Source organism: Nocardiopsis protaetiae (assembly GCF_045446735.1).
Classification (GTDB): Bacteria; Actinomycetota; Actinomycetes; order Streptosporangiales; family Streptosporangiaceae; genus Nocardiopsis; species Nocardiopsis protaetiae.
Genome location: NZ_JBJJBV010000227.1, coordinates 1 through 18,351, shown reverse-complemented (window position 1 = coordinate 18,351; position 18,351 = coordinate 1). Strand labels below are relative to the sequence as shown.

The 18,351-nt window shown below is 68.7% G+C and carries 19 protein-coding genes and 1 pseudogene; 10 read left to right on the top strand and 10 right to left on the bottom strand.

The genetic code is table 11. From position 1 onward, the window contains the following. Window positions 1–180: 180 nt before the first annotated feature. Both ACJOT3_RS26730 and ACJOT3_RS26725 read left to right on the top strand, forming a co-directional pair. Window positions 181–1,557: pseudogene (locus tag ACJOT3_RS26730) on the top strand (TPR repeat domain-containing protein); the annotation flags it as partial. Between the two features lie 307 nt (window positions 1,558–1,864). Next, window positions 1,865–2,956, top strand: a complete 1,092-nt coding sequence (locus ACJOT3_RS26725) for an outer membrane protein assembly factor BamB family protein (RefSeq protein WP_406975873.1) — start codon at window positions 1,865–1,867, stop codon at window positions 2,954–2,956. A gap of 81 nt (window positions 2,957–3,037) precedes the next feature. Here the strand turns inward: ACJOT3_RS26725 and ACJOT3_RS26720 are convergent, their stop codons facing one another. After that, window positions 3,038–4,561 carry a 3'-5' exonuclease gene (locus ACJOT3_RS26720; protein ID WP_406975872.1) on the bottom strand — a complete coding sequence of 508 codons (1,524 nt, stop codon included), beginning with the start codon at window positions 4,559–4,561 and terminating at the stop codon, window positions 3,038–3,040. Between the two features lie 507 nt (window positions 4,562–5,068). Between ACJOT3_RS26720 and ACJOT3_RS26715 the strand changes: the two genes are divergently transcribed. Together ACJOT3_RS26715 and ACJOT3_RS26710 are read left to right on the top strand one after the other, a co-directional pair. Beyond that, window positions 5,069–6,007 (top strand): serine/threonine kinase, encoded by a 939-nt coding sequence (locus ACJOT3_RS26715; protein WP_406975871.1) that lies wholly within the window; start codon window positions 5,069–5,071, stop codon window positions 6,005–6,007. Between the two features lie 291 nt (window positions 6,008–6,298). Next, entirely contained in the window at window positions 6,299–7,120 is an 822-nt protein-coding gene (locus ACJOT3_RS26710) for a VanZ family protein (RefSeq protein WP_406975870.1), read from the top strand. 66 nt (window positions 7,121–7,186) lie between these two features. On the opposite strand, the gene ACJOT3_RS26705 is transcribed toward ACJOT3_RS26710, so the two are convergent. Together ACJOT3_RS26705 and ACJOT3_RS26700 are read right to left on the bottom strand one after the other, a co-directional pair. Then, window positions 7,187–7,354: a hypothetical protein gene (locus ACJOT3_RS26705; RefSeq protein WP_406975869.1), complete on the bottom strand. Its 168-nt coding sequence runs from the start codon at window positions 7,352–7,354 to the stop codon at window positions 7,187–7,189. A gap of 543 nt (window positions 7,355–7,897) precedes the next feature. After that, window positions 7,898–8,560, bottom strand: a complete 663-nt coding sequence (locus tag ACJOT3_RS26700) for a TetR/AcrR family transcriptional regulator (RefSeq protein ID WP_406975868.1) — start codon at window positions 8,558–8,560, stop codon at window positions 7,898–7,900. Window positions 8,561–8,656: 96 nt separating this feature from the next. Here ACJOT3_RS26700 and ACJOT3_RS26695 point away from each other — a divergent pair, with 96 nt between their 5' ends. Beyond that, window positions 8,657–9,625 (top strand): quinone oxidoreductase family protein, encoded by a 969-nt coding sequence (locus ACJOT3_RS26695; protein ID WP_406975867.1) that lies wholly within the window; start codon window positions 8,657–8,659, stop codon window positions 9,623–9,625. Between the two features lie 569 nt (window positions 9,626–10,194). On the opposite strand, the gene ACJOT3_RS26690 is transcribed toward ACJOT3_RS26695, so the two are convergent. Further along, a complete protein-coding gene (locus ACJOT3_RS26690) occupies window positions 10,195–10,686 on the bottom strand; it encodes a hypothetical protein (RefSeq protein ID WP_406975866.1) in 492 nt (163 codons plus the stop codon). Further along, entirely contained in the window at window positions 10,683–11,231 is a 549-nt protein-coding gene (locus ACJOT3_RS26685; protein ID WP_406975865.1) for an ATP-binding protein, read from the bottom strand. Before ACJOT3_RS26685 ends, ACJOT3_RS26690 begins: the two co-directional genes overlap by 4 nt. A 353-nt stretch (window positions 11,232–11,584) precedes the next feature. Here ACJOT3_RS26685 and ACJOT3_RS26680 point away from each other — a divergent pair, with 353 nt between their 5' ends. Next, window positions 11,585–12,433: a helix-turn-helix domain-containing protein gene (locus ACJOT3_RS26680; RefSeq protein ID WP_406975864.1), complete on the top strand. Its 849-nt coding sequence runs from the start codon at window positions 11,585–11,587 to the stop codon at window positions 12,431–12,433. Then, window positions 12,433–12,666: a DUF397 domain-containing protein gene (locus ACJOT3_RS26675; RefSeq protein ID WP_406975875.1), complete on the top strand. Its 234-nt coding sequence runs from the start codon at window positions 12,433–12,435 to the stop codon at window positions 12,664–12,666. The genes ACJOT3_RS26680 and ACJOT3_RS26675 overlap by 1 nt, the downstream gene beginning before the upstream one ends. 109 nt (window positions 12,667–12,775) lie before the next feature. Here the strand turns inward: ACJOT3_RS26675 and ACJOT3_RS26670 are convergent, their stop codons facing one another. From ACJOT3_RS26670 to ACJOT3_RS26650, 5 genes are read right to left on the bottom strand one after another with little or no spacing between them, the layout of a single operon-like run. After that, a complete protein-coding gene (locus ACJOT3_RS26670) occupies window positions 12,776–13,243 on the bottom strand; it encodes an NUDIX domain-containing protein (protein ID WP_406975863.1) in 468 nt (155 codons plus the stop codon). A 43-nt stretch (window positions 13,244–13,286) separates the two neighbouring features. Next, window positions 13,287–14,126: a helix-turn-helix domain-containing protein gene (locus ACJOT3_RS26665; protein ID WP_406975862.1), complete on the bottom strand. Its 840-nt coding sequence runs from the start codon at window positions 14,124–14,126 to the stop codon at window positions 13,287–13,289. Window positions 14,127–14,169: 43 nt separating this feature from the next. Beyond that, window positions 14,170–15,006: a helix-turn-helix domain-containing protein gene (locus ACJOT3_RS26660; protein WP_406975861.1), complete on the bottom strand. Its 837-nt coding sequence runs from the start codon at window positions 15,004–15,006 to the stop codon at window positions 14,170–14,172. After that, on the bottom strand, window positions 15,003–15,530 hold the full coding sequence (locus ACJOT3_RS26655; RefSeq protein ID WP_406975860.1) for a DUF6879 family protein: 528 nt from the start codon (window positions 15,528–15,530) through the stop codon (window positions 15,003–15,005). The genes ACJOT3_RS26660 and ACJOT3_RS26655 overlap by 4 nt, the downstream gene beginning before the upstream one ends. A 1-nt stretch (window position 15,531) precedes the next feature. Then, window positions 15,532–15,732 (bottom strand): hypothetical protein, encoded by a 201-nt coding sequence (locus ACJOT3_RS26650; RefSeq protein WP_406975859.1) that lies wholly within the window; start codon window positions 15,730–15,732, stop codon window positions 15,532–15,534. 206 nt (window positions 15,733–15,938) lie between these two features. On the opposite strand from ACJOT3_RS26650, the gene ACJOT3_RS26645 reads away from it, so the two are divergent. The 3 genes from ACJOT3_RS26645 (at window position 15,939) to ACJOT3_RS26635 (ending at window position 18,119) form a co-directional block, all read left to right on the top strand. Then, on the top strand, window positions 15,939–17,000 hold the full coding sequence (locus ACJOT3_RS26645) for a TOMM precursor leader peptide-binding protein (RefSeq protein ID WP_406975858.1): 1,062 nt from the start codon (window positions 15,939–15,941) through the stop codon (window positions 16,998–17,000). After that, window positions 16,997–17,482: an HIT family protein gene (locus tag ACJOT3_RS26640; RefSeq protein WP_406975857.1), complete on the top strand. Its 486-nt coding sequence runs from the start codon at window positions 16,997–16,999 to the stop codon at window positions 17,480–17,482. Before ACJOT3_RS26645 ends, ACJOT3_RS26640 begins: the two co-directional genes overlap by 4 nt. 310 nt (window positions 17,483–17,792) lie before the next feature. Further along, window positions 17,793–18,119, top strand: coding sequence for a GNAT family N-acetyltransferase (locus tag ACJOT3_RS26635; protein WP_406975856.1), 327 nt, complete (start codon window positions 17,793–17,795; stop codon window positions 18,117–18,119). Window positions 18,120–18,351 lie beyond the last annotated feature (232 nt).

Genomic DNA, 18,351 nt, shown 5'->3' with positions numbered 1-18,351 from the left:
CGGCACGGTAGAACAGCATGTGGAGCCTCTGGTGGGGCGGGTTTTCTTGGTCGTTAATCCATCTACCAGGGGCTTCTTGCTGTTCAGAAGGGCTTCAGGGAGACCGGTACGGGGCTGTGACCTGCACCTTCAGGATGAAAAAGGCTCAATGATTCTCCCTCTGCGGAATGGCAATCCAATGCCGCAACGCTCGGCAGGCTTCTGGGGAGTGCCAACGCACACGTCCAAGGCGGCGAACAGTTCTCCGTTAATTTGACACAATCTCTTGGGTATGCACTCGATGGATCGCCGGAAGAGCATCCGTACATGGCTTCCTGGTGGTTGGAGGCCCTCATTGACGTCTCCACCAGGAACGAAGACGCAAATCACGCCATCTTGACTGGAGAAGGACAATATGAGCACCCAGTACACGGGCTCGACTCCGAAATGACCCTTCGCGGATTGTACACCTACGACTGGGGCGATGAGGGTGCAGCCGCAAGCGGCATCACAGACTGGATATGGCAGCAAGTCGAGGGTGAAGATTGGGAGCAGGAACGTGCGAAGGAGGCCATGGCCTCCTTCATGGGTCTCTTCGAGTCTCCGGAGTTCGTGGACGCTCTGAGCGGGACCGGGCACAATGTGGAAGGGAAGGTCACTAATGAACTGGGAGAGTTGGTGGACGGGACATGGCATGATGCTTCTGCGGCTCTGGTGAATCCAGAATTGGCTTGGGGATGGTCCGAACTCTTCGCTACTTATATCGAGGAATTTTCCAGCGGATACGGGCTGGACGTCGGATCCATGGGGGTCCCTGACGGTCAGAGAGACGGCAGCAAGTTGGAAGACGGCCAGCTCTACCTCGACCCCCGCCAGAGAGAGAATTTTCTCCAACTGGCTATGGGCGACGGCGATGCCGCCTCTTATATCTACGCCGAGAGCCTTAATTTCAACATGGAAAGAATCGATGACTTCATTCGGGGAGAAAATGGGACCAACACCAAGGGAGCCGTTGAGTCAGGCGTCTTGAGAGGACTCATCGATAGAGCATTGGAGCAGGAGGCAGCCGCCCGGGAAACCAAGAACAACCAAGATAACGCCTACAGGCAGAAAGTTACCAACAACGGAATCGATCTCCTAGGATCTGCAATCTCGGAAATCCCCTACCCTGGGTTCTCCACCCTGTCGGAGGGGATCAAGATCTCCCTCAAGGAAAGTGCCGGATTCGAGACTGTATTCGCCGGACAAAATCTCACGAACCCCACAGGATCCTGGGAAGCGAAAGAGAACTTCCAACTTCTTACCCTTGGTTCTCTCGAGCCGGGAGACCCAAGGTTGGCAGACATGCCCTCAGGCATGGTGATCGAGCGAAATGGGGAGAGATTTATCTCGGTCAACCCCAGCGATTGGGAACTTCAACCGGGACTCGAGTCCATCGCACTGGATGATGCATGGACCACGCTTTCACAGAATAAATGGCCACATGGAGACATGAACTATAACGATGCCATGAATATCTTCACAGAAGCTTACTCGGACACTCGAGAAAAGTTGAACGAAGAGAATAACGAGAGTTAACTCGACCGCCCGGACAAGAAAATATACACTATTCTTCAGAGAGACCATGAATTTCAGTCTTCGCTTTCCTGCTTCACTCTTCGTCGTCGCATGCATGGTGGTCACAGGGTGCTCTCACCCCAACGAGGAAGCCGAGGATCACAGACCCGAAGCGCTTCCTCTCTCTGGCCACGAAGTCGAGCATCGCACCACACCCCCCCTCCCAGAGGGCCTCCCGGTGCCGACGACCGTGATCGAAACTGCATGGGTGTGGGAGGGCCCCGAACCCTCCCGGCTCCTGGCCGTACACGCGACCCCTTCTGGCGCGGTGTTGGAACTCGACAATGGCGTCATCGGCCTGGACACCCTCAGCGGCGAAACCGCTTGGAGCTTTCTACTTCCCGAGGTATCCGGAGATGACGCGGGCACAGACGTGGCGGTGTCCCCAGACGGCACTGTAGTGGCCTTCACTCCTGGGCGGACTCTGGTCCTGCTCGACACCACGACGGGAGAGGAGCTCCTCCGTTTCGACCACGGCGGCACAGGAAACGAATCTTTTTCCATCGGCAGAACCGGGCTCGTCCATTCTACAGGTCTGCTCACCGCAAACGCAGGGGAAAGGCTCAGCGTCACGCTGACTTCTTGGGATCAAGGTGCGACGGTATGGGAGAGTGTGCTGCCCGCCTGCGCCGATTCTCAACAGGCCTTGATCTCGTCCGGTGTGGTCACCGACCAGCAGGTGGCCGTGGTCTTCGAATGTCCCGGTGGGACTTCCACTGTGGTCGGGCTCGACCTCGACGGCGGCAAGGAACTGTGGCGATTCCAGGAGGGACGGGACTACCAACCCTCCGATGCGCTCTTTCCCTCCGCCTCTTCAGAAGAACCCGAATTCGGTGCTGTTGGAGAGTTGTTGGTCCTACAGAACATTTCCCATGAACGCGGTACCGTGGTGATCGACACCGAAGCGGGCCGAGTGGTAGCCGATAAGCTTCCCAGCACACCGGAAAACGCGTTGTTGCGGGTACTCCCGAATGGATACCTGGCCGCGATATCCGCAGGTGCAGAGGAAGGCCCGGTCACCTACGAATTCCGGGAGTTCGATGGAACGGTGCGCAGTCGTGTGGAGACCACGACGGATGTTGCACGGGGCCATGTCAACAATTTCCTTGTCCTGGACGATGCCCTGCTCAAACTCCGTATGGTCGAGGCAGGGGAGGAACAGGACCTGGTCGTGTTCGACCGGGAGTCCGGGGCGGAGGAAAGGGTCACGGTTCCCGTCACTGTCGACACCACTGAGATCCTCAGCGTCGCTCAGGTCGATCATGAGGTCGGCCCCTTGACCTTCCGGGCCGTACCAGGGGCGGTTCTTCTGCGTGAGTACCCAATTTCCCCCGTCCCCCGGTTGGCCGGCTTCCGCTGATCGAACACCGGATTCGAGATCGTTCGGTCCTTCGGGCACTCTCACCGAAGGACCAGCGGCGACCGAAGGCCTGTCGCAGTTTCAGAAGGGCCATAGGGCGGCCGCAGAGGCGCCCATTCCCGTGGCGGTGAAGAGCAGGACGGCTCCCGCGCAGCCGCCTCCGCTCTTCTGAGTAGTGGCGACGGGCTGGCGCTCCGCGCGGTCGCGGTCGGCGTAGGGGGCCACGAACTCGCGGTGGTAGTCCCGCGGGCCGAGTTCCCGGGGCCGCCAGGAGGCCCGCCACGAACGGTGGTCCCCGCCGGCGCCGCGGTCGTCGTCCTCCACCGGCTCCTGCTCACCGAACAGCCGGGACCCCGCCCGGCTCACCGCCTCGCGCAGCACCTCCCAGGCCTGCTCCGACGTCACCACACGGCGTCCGTCCTCCACGGCACGCCGCGCCCTGGGGTCGTCCTCCCCCTCCTCGGTGATGACCAGCCGCACGGTCTTGGTGACGTTGACCCCGATGGTCGCCCCCTGGGACCCCGCGTACGCCACGACCTCATCGATCGCCTCCGACGTCCCCAGCGGCACGATGCGCCAGCCCTTGAGGGGTCCGTTCTTGCGCTCCCGTTCCTCCGCGGCCAGGTTCAGCAGATCCTGGATGACGTGGCCGGTCCCCAGGTAGGCCGCCGCCCTCTCCAGCTCCCGCAGCTCGGCCGAGGTCACCACGCCGTCGGACTCCGCCCGGGTTCGCGCCTCCAGCAGCACCTGCTCGTGCACCCGGCGGATCGTGGCCTGGGTGAACCCCGCCGCGGTGGCCAGTTCCGCGAGCCGTTCGGCCTCCTCCGCCACGACCTTCCCGTCGGCCAGGGCCCGGTCGAGTGTCGCCCGGTAGACGGCGGCCTCCCGGGGTGAGGGTTCGGATGAGGGGTCCATGTCGGGCAGTGCCGCGGTCAGGGTGGACAGCCACCCCTTGTTCGCCCCGCTCATCCCAACGATGTACGGGGTGATGACGCCCGTGCGCGGCACCGCCGGGAGCGCGACGGGGGCGGGCCCGTTCCAGTGCAGGGGCTGCGGGCTCTCCGCGATGAGGATGCGCAGCATGTGCGCGAGCTGGCGGGCGCTGGACAGGGCGTTGGACCGCCACGCGGGCCAGCCCCCGGTCAGCAGCCGGTACAGGTGCCGCTGCTTGTACGGCCAGGTGTCCAGCTGGCTGCGCAGGAGCCTGAGCGTGCACAGTCCCGGAACCCCGGAGACGCGCACCCCCATCCGCTTCAGCTCGCTGTCGAGGAAGCGCTCCTCGTGGTCGAGCTTGTGGGCGACCACCACCGCGTCCGCCAGGTGGGCGAGCAGGTCTCCCGCGACGCGGTCGAACGTGGGCGCCTTGGCCACGTGCGCGTCGGTGATCTCCGCGTGCTCCTCGTAGGGGACCGACCGCTGCGGGTCGACCAGTGTGGAGTACTCGCCCACGACGGTGCCGTCGCCCCGCATGCGGACGACGGCCACCTCGTAGACCCGGTCACCGCGCTCGGGGCGGTAGCCGGTGGTGTCGACCTCCAGGACGGCGAACAGCATCTGTCGGGGATCGTGTCCCGGGGCTCGGGTCAGGTGGCCTTCGGTGAACATGCGTCACCTTCCAGTTCGTGGTCGTAGGGGGAATGCGCTGCGCGACAACCGGAGGTGATGAGCGGGAACGACCTCGATGAGGGCCCGGCCCGCCGCTGGGACAGCGGTGGCGAACAGGTCCTGCATCGGAATTACCACGTCGAGCATGGTCGGCGTGGCGAAACCACAGAAATCGGTCAGGGTGCCGGTCCCGGAACGCATCCTGTGCGGAGGGGGACGGCAGCGGTGTCGCCGAGGTCGGGCGGCGCCGAGAGGAATCCGGCGAGTGCCGGGACACTCCTTCGTGGTCACTTCCGGAGCCGCGCAGCCCCTTCCGTGTGGGAAGCCCTCTCCCGATGGACATGCCGGTGACTCACATAACCTTCGCGTGACGATAGGTATTTTTCCGGCCATTTCCGCAATTCGGATGACAGGTCGGAGTAGTTTCACACGCGTCAGCAACACCAGCCCGCGCTCCTGTTCTCCTGGTGTCCGTCCGCCCTGCCGTACGTGGATCCCGGAGTGCCCATGAGCATCCCCCAGCCCGCCCTGCCACCACAACCGAGATCGCGGCTGTCGACCGGTGCGAAGATCGGAATCGGATGCGGCGGGTGCGCGTCCCTGGCCGTGGTCGGGTTCATGTTCCTGGCGTTCCTCGGAATGCTCCTGGGCCCACCGCCCGAGACGGAACCGGTGACGGTCGCCGCCTCGTCGTCTCCCAGTACGTCACCGACCCCCACCGCACCCGATGTGGTCGGCCTCGGCCTGCCGGAGGCGGAGGACGAGCTCGACGACACCGGCTTCGACCTGGGCGAGGTCGTGCTCGCCGCCGCGGAGGACGGCTCGGCATGGAATCGTTCGGCGCTGCTGGTGTGCTTCCAGCAGGTCGACGACACCGTGGTCGACCTGAGCGTCGTCCCGGAGGGCACCGACTGCCCCGACGACCCCGAGGCGGCACAGGAATGGCCGACCCTGCCCGGCTTCGTCGGCGGCACGGTCGCCGAGGTGCGGGAGTGGTCCGAGGGGGCGGGGACCTCCGGTGTTCAGGTCCGCGCGGCGTTCGGCGACGTCGACGACCCCGACCCGGACGAAGCCGACGACCACCTGGTGTGCAAGCAATACCCGGCAGAGGGAGGGGAGACGGCGCCCTACCGGGACACCATGGTGGTGAAGCTGCACGTCGTCGCCCCCGGCGAGGAGTGCCCCGACAAAATCGGGGATCCCCGTCCTGAGCCGGAGCCGGAGCCCGCTCCTGCCCCGCAACCCGAGCCGGAGCCCGAACCCGCTCCGCAACCGGCGCCACAGCCGGAACCCGAACCCGAGCCGGAGGCCCCGTCCTACGTGCAGGGGGTGCACCCCGGGGCGTTCTGCTCCCAGCACTGGCAGTACGGGTACACGACCGCAGGCACCCTCATGCAGTGCACGACCACGGCCGCGGACAGCCGGTTCCGCTGGCGCCAGGCCTGAACGGCCTCGGTGTGCGGGGTGTGGGCGGGGGCACTCTCACTGCGGCACACGGCGTTCCCTTGGGAGCACGAGGCCCTCGGGTCCGTCGGGCATGCCCACCCGCGGCAGGCTCTCGGTCATCTCCACCACCTCGCCGGGCATCGCCACAGCCCGTTGTCCACCCACCGCTGCAACAGCAGCCGCCCTCCGCCGTCTATGACGGCCGCACCGGCCGCGACCACCAGGTTGTTCGGGGTCGGCGTGGCCGGTGTGGACTCGTCGAATCCGATTTCCCGATGAACGGTGCCCCCGATGGACCTTGTGCGTTTCCTCTGGTCGACGCAGTTGCTGGTGAATCCGTGGACCATCGCGGCCGCGGTGGTCGTGCTCGCGCTGTTCTGTCTGCTGGTCTCCGGCGGGAGGCGCCCCGCTCGCGCGGCGTCGGCAGCGGTCCTGGGGGTTCTCTCCCTGGGCCTGCTCGTCGTCCTGGTCCAGCCGGTCGGCGGCTGGGCGAACGTCGGGCAGCACGACCGCTACCTGAACCTCGTCCCCTTCGTGACGCCGGAGGCGGAGACGCGGGAGGCGATGGAGTCGGCGGACGAGATCGGCGTCCACAAGTACGAGGTCTCCGACGGCCGCCGCGTCTACTCGAACTCCTCCGGGACGTTCACTCTCACCCAAATCGCGGAAAGCCGGTCGTTCATGGTGGCCGAGGACGCCCTCTTCGACGCCTACCGAGAGGTGAGCGCCGAGGGCGAGGTGGTCTGGTACGGCCCCGACGGCGAGGATCTGCCCGCCGACGACGTCGCTTACCTGGAGGCGGAGGTCCGTGACGGCACCCCGGAGAGCACCCAGCAGTCTCTGGAACCTCAACAGAACCTGCTCAACCTGCTCATCTTCGTGCCCGTCGGCATCGCCGCCGTCCTGGCCCTGGCCTCCTGGCCCGCCCGGCTGCTCTTCGGCCCGCTGTTGTCCCTGGCCATCGAAGCCCTCCAGTGGCTGCTCGCCACCGGACGCCAGGCCGATGTCACCGACCTGGTCACCAACAGCTCCGGGGCCCTGCTCGGGGTGGCCTTCATGGGCGGCGCCCTGTACCTGCGGGCACGCCGCGAGCGGAAATCGTCGTCGGCCTGAACGACATCTGGAGCCGGAGGGTGGTTAACGGCCGGGGACGGGTGGGCTGTGGGTGGGCGAGGCGGCTCAGACCTGGCCGGTGTACTCGGCGAGGTCGGTGTGGACGCCCTCCAGCAGGTGGGCCGGGAGGCGGCCGATCAGGTCACCGATATGTTCCTTGGCCATCGGTTGCACGGCCGCCACACGGATCCAGCACTTCTTCTGCACGTTGCCGACGCCGTAATGGAGTTTCACGCACTACCGGGTTTTACGGGTGGACCGGCTTGGGCAGGGTGCCGCCAGGACGATCGGCTGGCCCTGGTTCCGGTGTTCGGCGCCGCCGCTGATCACGACGACGGCACGCCGGGGGTGAGGCTCCCCGATATCGACAACGTCGGGGATGTGCGAAGCCGTCGGCGGGGGTGGGCCGCTGGGCTGTGGGGAGCCGGGGCCGATGGCCGGGCGGAGCGGGTGGTCGAGTGGCGGGTCACCTGGAACAGCGGCGGAGTGGGGCGAGCGGGCCGCCGGTGACCGGGAGCGGCCGCCGACGGGGTGGGCGGACAGCGAACGATTGTTCGGAGTAGGCGGGCCGTGGATGGCCCGGGCCGAGGACGGGTGAGGCGGGCGGGCGGGGTCGGCCGACGGCGGTACGACGACCCTGGTGTTCATCCAGCACCTGGAACCGGGCACCGACCCGGGGTCGATCGGACCCGGCCGGGAGTACCGCCTCGGCGCCCTGGCGGCCTCCCGCGAAGGGAACGCCCCACTCGCCGACGCCCGCTTCCCGGTCCGGCAGGCCTACGACGCGGGGCTCACCCCGTCCTGGGCCAGGCCCCGGGCGGTCGCCTCGACCAGCCTGCGCAGCGATGACCCGAAGTCGGCGGCGAGGTGGCCCAACTCCGGCTCGCGCCGGTAGACCTCGGCGAGGGCGGGCGCGGGGTGGCAGACCTGCCACAGGGTGGCCGCCAGGGCCGTGGTCGCCGTCATGAGGTCGGCCGCCCCCGCGGGGCCCAGGTCCGGCGCGGCCTCGGCGATGGCCGCGGTGATGTCGTCGAGCGCGGCCATGCCGGTGCGCTTGAAGGCGAGCAGTTCGTCGCCGTCGACGCCGCGTTCGAGGTGCAGCGGCACGTTGCCCAGGAGGTCGCACAGCAGCGGGTCGGCGACGAGGGTCTCGGCCAGGACGTCGGCCAGCTCCCGCGGCCCGACCCGGGCCCCGGCCAGCCGCGCGGTGATCCGCTCGGCCCAGCCGCTCCAGCCCTCGGCGGCCCAGCGCAGCAGGACCGCGTCGCGCGAGGGGAAGTAGCGGCGCACCGCGGAGTGGTGCAGGCCGACCTCCTCGGCGATGGCGACCAGCGTGGTCGCGTGGACGCCGTCGCGCAGGGCGACGGTGCGCGCGGCGTCGAGGAACGCCTGCGCGCGCTCGCGCTTGTGCTCGGCCGTGCGGGCCCGCTGGTAACTCACACCACAACTTTAACGCACACACCGTGCGTTAACTTCTGGCACGGGCCCACCTAGCCTCCTTTAACGCACACGCCGTGCGCTAAAAAGGAGTAGTCCATGCGAGCACTGACGGTCACCGGCTTCGGCGGGCCCGAGGTCCTGAAAGTCCGCGAGGTCGACACGCCCTCGCCCGGGCCGGGGGAGATCACCATCGACGTGTCCCACGCCGCCGTCGGGCTGATCGATGCCCTCCTGCGGCGCGGGGACTTCCGGGACGCTCCGGGACTGCCCCGGCCGCCCTACACCCCGGGGCTGGAGGTGGCCGGAACGGTACGCGAGATCGGCGCCGGTGTGACCGGGCCCCGCCCCGGCGAGGTGGTCGCCACCCTGACCCTGCCCGGCATGGGCGGGCTGGCCGAGGTGGTCGCCGCACCGGCGCCGCTGGTCGTCCCCCTGGGCGGCACCGTGCCGCCCGAGCAGGGCGCGGCCGCTCTGGGGAACGCCGCGACCGCGCACCTGGCTCTGGGAGCCGCGCACCTGCGGCCGGGCGAGCGGGTGCTCGTCCACGGGGTCACCGGCGCGTTGGCCTCTGTGTTCCCCGCGGTCGCCGCCGCCCTGGGCGCCGCCGAGGTCGTCGGCACGGTCCGCCGACCGGAACGGATCGCCGCCGCCGAAGAACTCGGGCTGGACAGGGCCGTCCTGTCCTCGGACTTCCCCGGGGCGATCGCCGACGCCCGGTTCGACGTCGTCGTCGACCCCGTCGGAGGGGAGCTCCGCCGCCGCAGCCCTGAGGTCCTGAACCGGTACGGCCGCCTGCTCGTGGTGGGCGACGCCAGCGGCGAGGACGTGGCCCTCAGCACGGACCTCATCTGGCAGCGGGCGATCGGCGTGATCGGCTTCAACGTCGGCGCGGTCCTCGCGGAGGACCCCACCCGCGGTGCGGCCGCCGGACGAGCGGTGCTGCCGCTGCTCGCCGACGGGCGGCTGCGCCTGCCCGTCACGACCGCCCCGCTGGCGGACGCCGCCGACACCTTCGCCCGCTTCGAGCGCGGCGCGATCGGGGGACGCCTCTTGCTGATCCCCTGATCGAAGAAGGGGATCAACGCGGGAGCCACCGCCTCCGACCGAACTCGTTGCGGTTCTGCGTGACCGCACGCACCTGCCCGGGGTCCCGGCGAAGTCACCCACCCGGTCGGCGTTCTTCTGCACAACGGCGATGCCGACGGGCAGCCGGAACATCCCCTGTCCCGGCCGTCTTCAAGGCGCTCCGCGGGAGCCCTTCACAGAACAGCGCGAGCGGCGATGACCGCCCTGAACCGGGCCCAGGCCCCCGGGACGAGCCCGCTGGCGGGCGCAGCCCGCATCACGATGCGAGAAATCCACCCGCACACAGATCCGCTGCGCGTGACCCCGGCCCTGAGCGGGTGAACATCGTGGTGTGGGCCCCGGCCGACGTCGACCCGCAATGGCGTCTTCAGAGCCCGAGGGCAGGTGGAACGGGTGAGCGGCGGCTGGGTGGGGCGAGTGGGCGGAGGATGGGCGGGTTGCGGGGGGCGGGGTGGCAGCCGCGCGGGGAGGGTGGGCCGGAGCAGAGGAACGGGTGAGCGGCTTGGGCCGGGGGCCGCCCCCAGCGGGGTGGGGGCGGCCGTGGGTGGCTACAACAGGGGTGCGGCCAGGTGGTGGGCGAGGGCGCCGGCCAGGGCTGCGAGGGTGTAGGCGGTCAGGCGCCAGGCGGTGCAGCGGTGGTGGCGCGGTTTGCGGTGGCTGTGCGGGCGGCCCGGGCGTCGGCGCGGCAGCGGCGGGGGTTCCGGGCGCGGGCGCGGCCGAACAGGGCCGTCGTCCGGGGCGGGCCGGGGGCGCGGGACCCGGGGCGGCGGGGTGCGGTCCGGGGCCGGTGCGGGTTCGCGGCGGGCCGGGCGCGGGGTGTCGCCCTGGGTGAGGCGGGCGGCATGCGCCTCCATCCAGGGCGGGGTCTGGCCGTGGCGTTGGCGATAGGCGATGCGGGGGTTGTCGGGCATCTGGGCGAGGAGGCGCTGTTCCCGGGTGCGGGATGCGGGGAAGGCCGGGGCGCCCGGGCGGGAGAAGCGGCGTCCCCGAGGTGCGCCCAGCACGGCGCGCACCTCGGAGGAGACGGGTTCGGCGCTCACCGGGAGGTGTCCCCGGCCTGGGTGGGCAGGACCTTGGAGGCCGGGAGGGTGAACTCGGCCCAGACCGCGGTGCCCAGCCCCGCGCAGAACGGGAAGTCCACCACGGCCCGGGTCCCCCAACAGGTGGCCAGGGCGTCGATGAGCAGCAGGCCCCGGCCTCGTTCGGCCTCCTCCCATTCCTCGACGGTGCGCTGGTGCGGGATCGCCGGGTGGGTGGGGGCCACCTCCCGGACCCCGTCGTCGACGACCATCACGTGCAGGCTGTGGGCGGTGGGCATGGACAGGGTACGGATGATCCGCCCGCCGGCCTGGCCGGAGCGGGAGTGGTCACAGGCGTTGGCGACCATCTCGCTGGCGCACAGGACGATGGTGTCGGCCAGGTCCGGGCACAGGCCTTCGAGGCGGTGCAGGTCCGCGCGCAGGTCCTGGCGGGCCCCGGAGAGCTCGGACAGGTCGCCCGGGTAGATGCGGCTGGCCCAGCGGCGCCCCGCGAAGCCGGGGGTCGGGGTGTGGAAGGGCGCGCTGGGACGCGGCACAATGGTCATGATGCGCTTCTCCTTGCAGGGAGTCTGGCGTTGTCACTGGGCTCTGGGGGCGCGGCATTCGCCCCCAGAGCCCGTTTTCATGTGGCCACCACTCTCTCCGTGACAGGCGGCATGCACGGCACGAGGCAGGGCAGGCCCTTCCGCGCCGCTCAGCCACAGCGGTTCTCAACAGGAACCGAAGCCCCTGACCACGAAGTGTGGGAAGCCGACTACAGTTAAACTCAGCACACAGCAACTTACAAGCCTGCATCTTAAAGCCGTGTAGATAGCCCCGGAAGATCCCTTTTGTGAACAAAGATGCAGTTCAGGGGCATGGCAGAGTAAGGCGACGACGCCGATGAACGAAGGAAGCGATGGCTGATCCGATCCCCACCGTGCGGCAGTATCGACTCGCGCAGGATCTTCGGGAACTCCGCGCCGCGGCAAAGATGACCCAGGAGCAGGTCGCGGCCAGCATGGACTGGCACGTCTCCAAGCTCTTCCGCCTGGAGAACGCGCGCAGCCCCCGTGTGAACTGGCTGGACATCCAGGGACTGCTCGACCTCTACGGAGTGGCCAGCCCACAGCGCGAGGCCCTGGTCCAACTGGCGAAGGACTCCAAAAAGCGCGGCTGGTGGACCACGTACCAGGACGTCTTCACAGGCTCATTCGTCGCTCTGGAGGACGAGGCCCACCTCATCCGGTATTACTCTTCGGAACTGGTCCCCGGCCTGTTCCAGACCGAGGCGTACGCACGTGCCGTGATTCAGGCGCTGCGCCCCGGCTACGACGTGCAGAGCGTGGAACGTCGGGTCTCCGCCCGCATGGCACGCAAGGAGATCCTGGAGCGGGAGAAGCCTCTACACCTGGACTTCATCCTCAACGAGGCTGTGGTCAGGAGGTGTGTGGGTGGCCGGGAGGTCATGGCCGAGCAGCTCGACACCCTGCTCGGGATCTCCAGAACCGAAGCGGCCACCCTGCGGCTGCTCCCCTTCCAAGCTGGAACCCATGCAGCCATGGAGGGAGCCTTCACAGTCTTCTCGTTCCCGGCAGAGCTGTATCCCGATGTGGTTTACATCGAGGGCATGATGGGCGACCTGTATCTGGAGAGCGCCGATAGCGTCAGCCGTTACAGGGATGCCTTCGAAGGCCTGCGTCAGGCGGCTCTGTCACCGTCTGACACGATGGTCTTCATCAAGTCGTTGGCGAGGGAGTTCCGGTGATCCAGTGGTTCAAGTCCAGCTATAGCGGAGGGGACAACAACTGCGTAGAGGTCGGGCGCGTCCCCGTCCGCCCGTGGCACAAGGCGAGCTACACCAATGACAGAGGGGCCTGTGTGGAAGTCTCGGAGGGGACGGTCACCGGGGTCCGGGACACCAAGCACCGGGAGCTGGGCGCGCTCTTCTTCGGCGCCGACGAATGGCAGGCCTTCCTCGACACCACCAAGGACACCTGACCCGCGCGACAGCACCACCGGGCCCCGTCCGCGAACTTCCGAAAGGCGGGGCCCGCACTGCGCAAAGCGGGCTGCGTTCAACCGCTCCGGAGGCAATACCCGAGCGACGTCAGCCAGCGTACGGAGGACCCCCTTGCAGGGCGTGTTCGACCCGGAGCCGCTGGGTGTGGTGCATCGGCAGGCCCTTGATCTCGGCGGGCGCGAACCAGCGGACCTCATGGGACTCGTCGCTCACCATCAGCTTCCCTCCCACCACCCGGGCCCGGAAGCACACGTTGAACTGGCGGCGCACCTCGCCGTCGCTGTAAGCGATGACGTGCCGGGCGTCGGTGTAGGTGCCGACCAGGCCGGTCACCTCCACCTCATAACCGGTCTCCTCCCGTACCTCGCGCACCGCCGCCTGCGGCAGGCTCTCGGCCATCTCCATCGCGCCACCGGGCATCGCCCACAGCCCGTTGTCCACCCGCCGCTGCAACAGCAGCCGCCCACCGTCATCGATGACGGCTGCGCTGGCCGCGACCACCAGGCTGTTCGGGACTGGCGCGGCCGGGTCGTCGTAGTACTCGGTACGGGCCATACGCAGAATCGCTCCTCAGGTGACCGGTTGAGGCTCCTTGGCCTCAGTCTTCCGCGAGAGTCGCCTGGGCCGAACGAACGAGTTCCAGGGCCTGGTGACCGCTGGCCGCCGTACGCGACAAAGCAGCGAACACGCGCCGGTAGGGCTCGACCGCGTCGTCGTCGGTCAGGTACAGCTCGGCGCTGACGGTCTCCACGATCACCCGTTCGTCGTCGTAGATCCAGAACCCGTGCATGGGGGAGACCGGCAGGGCCGCCGTCAGGGGGATGACGCCGATCCCGCCGAGGCCTTGGCGGATGCATGAGGCCAGGTGGTCGAGTTGCTCGACCTGGACCCGTGTGGAGGCGTGGCGGGTGCGCAGCGCCGGTTCCCACAGCAGGATCCGTACCTGCCTTTCCCGGTCCTGGAGGATCGCGCGGCGCTCCATGCGTGTGCGCACGCCCTCCTCGACGTCGGCCGGGGTGCCGTAGAGTTCCACGGCCCGGCCGATCATGGCGCGGGCGTAGGCCGGGGTCTGCAACAGGCCCGGGACGCACACCGACTCGAAGATGTGCAGGGTGCGGGTGCGGTGCTCCAGGTCCACGGCGTTCTGCTGGCGGGCCCGGTTGCCGGCGGCGAGGCGGCGCCGCCACCCGGTGTAGTGGGTCTCCAGCGCGCCGAGCTGGGCCACCAGCCCCTCGGCCGCCTCGGGCCGTCCGCACAGCAGGGCCCAGCGGCGCAGATCGGCCGCAGCCGCGGTCTGGTTCCCGCGTTCGAGACGGGACACCTTGGAGGGGTGCCACCCGGCACGGGCCGCCAGCTCCCGGCCGGACAGCCCGGCCTCCTCCCGGAGTTCGCGCAGGCGAACGCCGAGGGAGGCACGGGCGGTCTGGTAGTCCGTCATAGAGCGCGGACCTCCAACCGTCGGGAAAGTGCCGGCATGCACCTCACGTCGACAGATCCCGGCCGATGGCCTGGACGAGTCGCACGGCGTCGGGACCGCGCAGGGCCGCGGCGGAAAGCTCGGCGAACGCGCACCGGTAGGGCTCGATCGCGAGGTCCTCGGTCAGGGACAGCTCGGCGCCGATGGTCTCCACCAGGACCTGTTCCTCGTCGAAGATCCAGAACCCGTGGGAGGGGACCACGTCCATGCTCGCCCCCAGGGGGATGACGCCGATATCGGCCCGGCGCCGGGTGATCTCCGAGGCGATGCGGGCCAGCTGCCCGGCCATGACCGGGTCCGGCCCCAACCTGATCCGCAGGGCCGGTTCCCAGACCAGGATCTCGAACCGCTTACCGGGGGCGTCCATGATGCCCTGGCGGTCCATGCGGGCGCGCACCGCCTTGTCGATGTCCGCAGGGGTGCGGTGGCGGCGCACCCCTCGGCGGAACATGAACGCGGCGTAGTCCGGTGTCTGGAGGAGGCCCGGCACGCACGCGGTTTCGAGGATACGGAAACGACGCGTCGCGGCATCCAGCGGGGAATAGGAACGCTGAAGCGGTTCGTGGCCCCCGGCAAGTCGCCGACGCCAGCTCGCGTAGTGCGTCTCCAACGACCGCAACTGCGCCGCCAGGCCCTCGGTCGCCTCGGGGCGTCCGCACACCCGCGCCCAGGAGCGGAGGTCTTCCAGACTGGCTGTCTGCTTGCCGTGCTCCAGCTTCGACACTTTGGAGGGGTGCCAGCCCAGGCGCGCGGCCAGTTCCCGTCCGGACAGCCCGGCCTCCTCCCGGAGCTCGCGCAGGCGGACGCCGAGGGAGGCGCGAGCGGTCTGGTAGTCGGTCATAGGGCGCGGGTGGCCATGTACTCCGTGAAGGGCAACGCGTGGTGCCAGGCGGCGTCACGGGCCTGGAGGGCGGCCAGGATCTCGGACGGTTCCTCGCTGAGGTGCACACCGAGGAACCGGTCGCCGTCGAACGCCAGACGGGCGACGGTGCGGCTGTCGAAGACCCAGAAGTCGTGGTCGGGCAGTTCGGCGACGATGGGGTGGGTGCGGGGCAGGTAGCGGATGTCCTCGCCCGCGCCGAGGTTGTAGGGGGTGCCCCACAGCTCCCAGCGCAGGTAGTCCGAGGGCGGGTCGTCGATGAGCCGGACCCGTTCCATGCGCTTGCCGGTGGCGGTCTCCTCCCGCACCATGCGCAGCCACGGGGTGAACCATTCCAGGTCGGGCTCTTTTCCGGTCAGCCATTCCTGGAAGGGGCGGTCCTCGTCGAGTTTGCCGTAGTAGGTACGGGTCTCCAGCCGCCAGGCGGTGTGGCGATTGCGCCGGAAGAGGTCGGTGAAATCAGCTCCGGTGACCAGATCGGCCATCTCACTCCTTGGGGGCGAAGCGGGTCAACAGGGATCGGGGGACCACCACGAACTCCTCGCCGTCGAGGATGTCGCTCAGCTGTGCCAGCGCCTCGGGGTCCGTCAGCCGGTCGCCTTGGACCACGATGTCGCCGGTGTCGGTCTCGTACAGGGTCGGGCATCCACCGTCTTGCGAAGTCGTGCCTATTTTGCGGAGTTTCACAGAGGCTCCCTGGTTAGGGGGTGGGAACCCAGTTTCACCGACTCGGGTCCGTGCCCGCCAGGTCACCATTGGCACCGCGCGAGCAATTCCGAGCAATCCCCGCTCCTGCGATTCCGTCCCGGGATTACGTTCGTCGGTACGCCGACCCTACCGACGAAGGAGACCTTGTGCGATCGGTGGAACCCCGCCTTGACGAACCTCGGGTATTGGCCCCTTATGTCCGTGTCGGCTTCCAGGACGGGACGCTGTTCCTCGGGTTCGGGTCGATACGCCGGCCCGTGCACGACCGGGAGCTGTGGGATCCCCTGCTGCGCCTGGCCGACCACTTCCGCACGCCCCGCACCCGGGTCGAGGCGCGCTCCTTCCTGGACGGTCCCTGCGGGGTGGACGCGGGCCGGGCCGAGGCGGTGATGCGACTGCTCGAAGACGGCAACCACCTGATCCCCGCGCACACCTACGACCCGGCCGACCGCTACAGCCGCCACGCCCTGTTCTACGAACTCTCCGGGGCCGACGCGGTCAAGGTCCAGCCCCGGCTGGCCCGGGCCCGGGTGGTACTGCTGGGGTGCGGGGGCATCGGCAGCCTGGTGGCGGCCGCCCTGGCCACCGCTGGGGTCGGGGATTTGGTGTTGGTGGACGCCGACCATGTGGAGCTGAGCAACCTGACGCGCCAGTTCCTGTTCACCGAGGCCGATATCGGACTGCCCAAGGCCGAGGTGCTCGCCAGGGAGCTGCGGCGGCGCAACCGCGACTGCCGGGTGCTGCCGGTGGTCCGCGATATCGGTGATGGGGCGGACCTGGAGCATCTGCCCGACGGTGATCTGGTGGTGGTCTCGGCGGACTCCCCGGGGCTGACGGGCATGGTCAACGCCCACTGTGTCCGGAGCGGAACACCGTGGTTGAACGCCTGCTACGTCAACGACATCGCGGTGTGGGGACCGCTGGTGGTGCCGGGGGTGACCGGGTGCTGGGACTGTCGGCCGCTCACCGCCCGGGCCCCCGAGGGGGAGCCGGAGTTGGCCGGGCTCATGGCCCGGGTCAACGGCCGCTACCAGGCACCCTCTAACGGCCCGGTGAACATGCTCGCCTCGTCCCTGGCCGCGTTGGACGCGTTGCGGTATCTGGGCGGCTTCGGGACCCCGGCGGCGTTGAACCGACGGGTGGGTGTGTGGTCGCACGACCTGTCGCTCGACGAACAGAAAGCGGAACGCGACCCGGTCTGCCCCACCTGTGCCGAGGCCGTTCCCGTCTGTGAAGGAGTCCGATGAGCGCCGACCGCGACGTGGGGTGTGTCTTCTGCCGGATCGTGGCCGGGCAGGCCCCGGCCCACCGGATCTGGGAGGACACCGACCATCTGGCGTTCCTGTCGATCTTCCCCAACACCGAGGGGTTCTCGGTGGTGATCCCCAAGGCGCACCGGAGCAGCTACGTGGTGGACCTGGAGGAGGGGGAGTACGCCGCGCTGCACCTGGCGGCACGGGAGGTGGCGCGCCTGTTGGACGCGGCGTTCGCCGATGTGGCGCGCACCGGGATCATGTACGAGGGGTACGGGGTGGACCACGCCCACGCCAAGCTCTTCCCGATGCACGGGACGGTGGGCAACGCGGGCGAGGGGTGGCGGGCGGTGGCATCGACGGCCACCGGCTACTTCGAGCGCTATGAGGGGTATCTGTCCTCGCACGACCACGAGCGGGCCGATGACGGGTGGCTGGCCGAGGTCGCCGAACGGATCAGACGAGCAGAGCGGTGACGGCGGAGCCCGTTGCCGGGGACACGGGTACGGGGGCGGGGCGGCCCTGGACTGGGGCCGCCCCGCCGTCGCTTCTCGGGGGTCAGTTGTTGCCGTCGTCGTTCACCGTGGCCTCCTCGCTTCGCGTGGTGGGTGCGCTGCGGGAGGCCGGTCCGTCCCGGGGTTCTCGGCGGCCTCCCGAATCCATGGAAGCCCGACGGCCGGGGCGGGGACAACGTGCTTGCGCGAGATTGCTCCCGGTGCGGGGGCCGTCCCCGCCGAACCGGTGTCCTGTAGGTGCGAGCCGAGGGCTACAGGCCAGCGAGTCCACTTGATCGACCACCAGGTGCGCACGGCGGAGTTCATCCTGGTCGTGGCGCCGGAGAGTCGCGGCCGGGGTGTGGGGACAGCGGCCACGCGACTGACCCTGGACTACGCCTTCCATGTGATCGGGTTGGAGATGGTCTGGCTCAAGGTGCTCGAACCCAATGCCGCCGGGCGCACCGCCTATACCAAGGCGGGGTTCCGGGAGGTGGGCACGCTGCGCAGTGCGGGGGTCTGGCGGGGACGACGCTGCGGGGAGGTGATCATGGACGCCCTGCCCGAGGACTTCCCATGGCCGTCGGTGATCGCGGGTGACAGCGGCGAGAAGAGGTAGCCGGAAGGCCCCGGGGCAGCCCGGTCGGAGAAGCCATCGCTACTGTCCGAAGCATGTGGAGTGCGCGTCCATGACGAGACTCAACTGCTGAGCTTGAGATTTAACCTGTCTGGTTCTTGTGTTCTGCCAGGGTCGCGGCGCGTTTGACGGTTTTGCCGACCTCATGCCGGGGCGCGGGCCCGTGGTTCTTCATCCCGGGAGGCCGCCCGGGACCGGGCCGGGAGGGTTTGGG

Coding starts and splice junctions, on each gene's coding strand:
- ACJOT3_RS26710 (WP_406975870.1), top strand. CDS start 6,299: ATGGACCTTGTGCGTTTCCTCTGGTCGACGCAGTTGCTGGTGAATCCG.
- ACJOT3_RS26660 (WP_406975861.1), bottom strand. CDS start 15,006: ATGACCGACTACCAGACCGCTCGCGCCTCCCTCGGCGTCCGCCTGCGC.
- ACJOT3_RS26695 (WP_406975867.1), top strand. CDS start 8,657: ATGCGAGCACTGACGGTCACCGGCTTCGGCGGGCCCGAGGTCCTGAAA.
- ACJOT3_RS26655 (WP_406975860.1), bottom strand. CDS start 15,530: ATGGCCGATCTGGTCACCGGAGCTGATTTCACCGACCTCTTCCGGCGC.
- ACJOT3_RS26670 (WP_406975863.1), bottom strand. CDS start 13,243: ATGGCCCGTACCGAGTACTACGACGACCCGGCCGCGCCAGTCCCGAAC.
- ACJOT3_RS26640 (WP_406975857.1), top strand. CDS start 16,997: ATGAGCGCCGACCGCGACGTGGGGTGTGTCTTCTGCCGGATCGTGGCC.
- ACJOT3_RS26720 (WP_406975872.1), bottom strand. CDS start 4,561: ATGTTCACCGAAGGCCACCTGACCCGAGCCCCGGGACACGATCCCCGA.
- ACJOT3_RS26715 (WP_406975871.1), top strand. CDS start 5,069: ATGAGCATCCCCCAGCCCGCCCTGCCACCACAACCGAGATCGCGGCTG.
- ACJOT3_RS26665 (WP_406975862.1), bottom strand. CDS start 14,126: ATGACGGACTACCAGACCGCCCGTGCCTCCCTCGGCGTTCGCCTGCGC.
- ACJOT3_RS26680 (WP_406975864.1), top strand. CDS start 11,585: ATGGCTGATCCGATCCCCACCGTGCGGCAGTATCGACTCGCGCAGGAT.
- ACJOT3_RS26685 (WP_406975865.1), bottom strand. CDS start 11,231: ATGACCATTGTGCCGCGTCCCAGCGCGCCCTTCCACACCCCGACCCCC.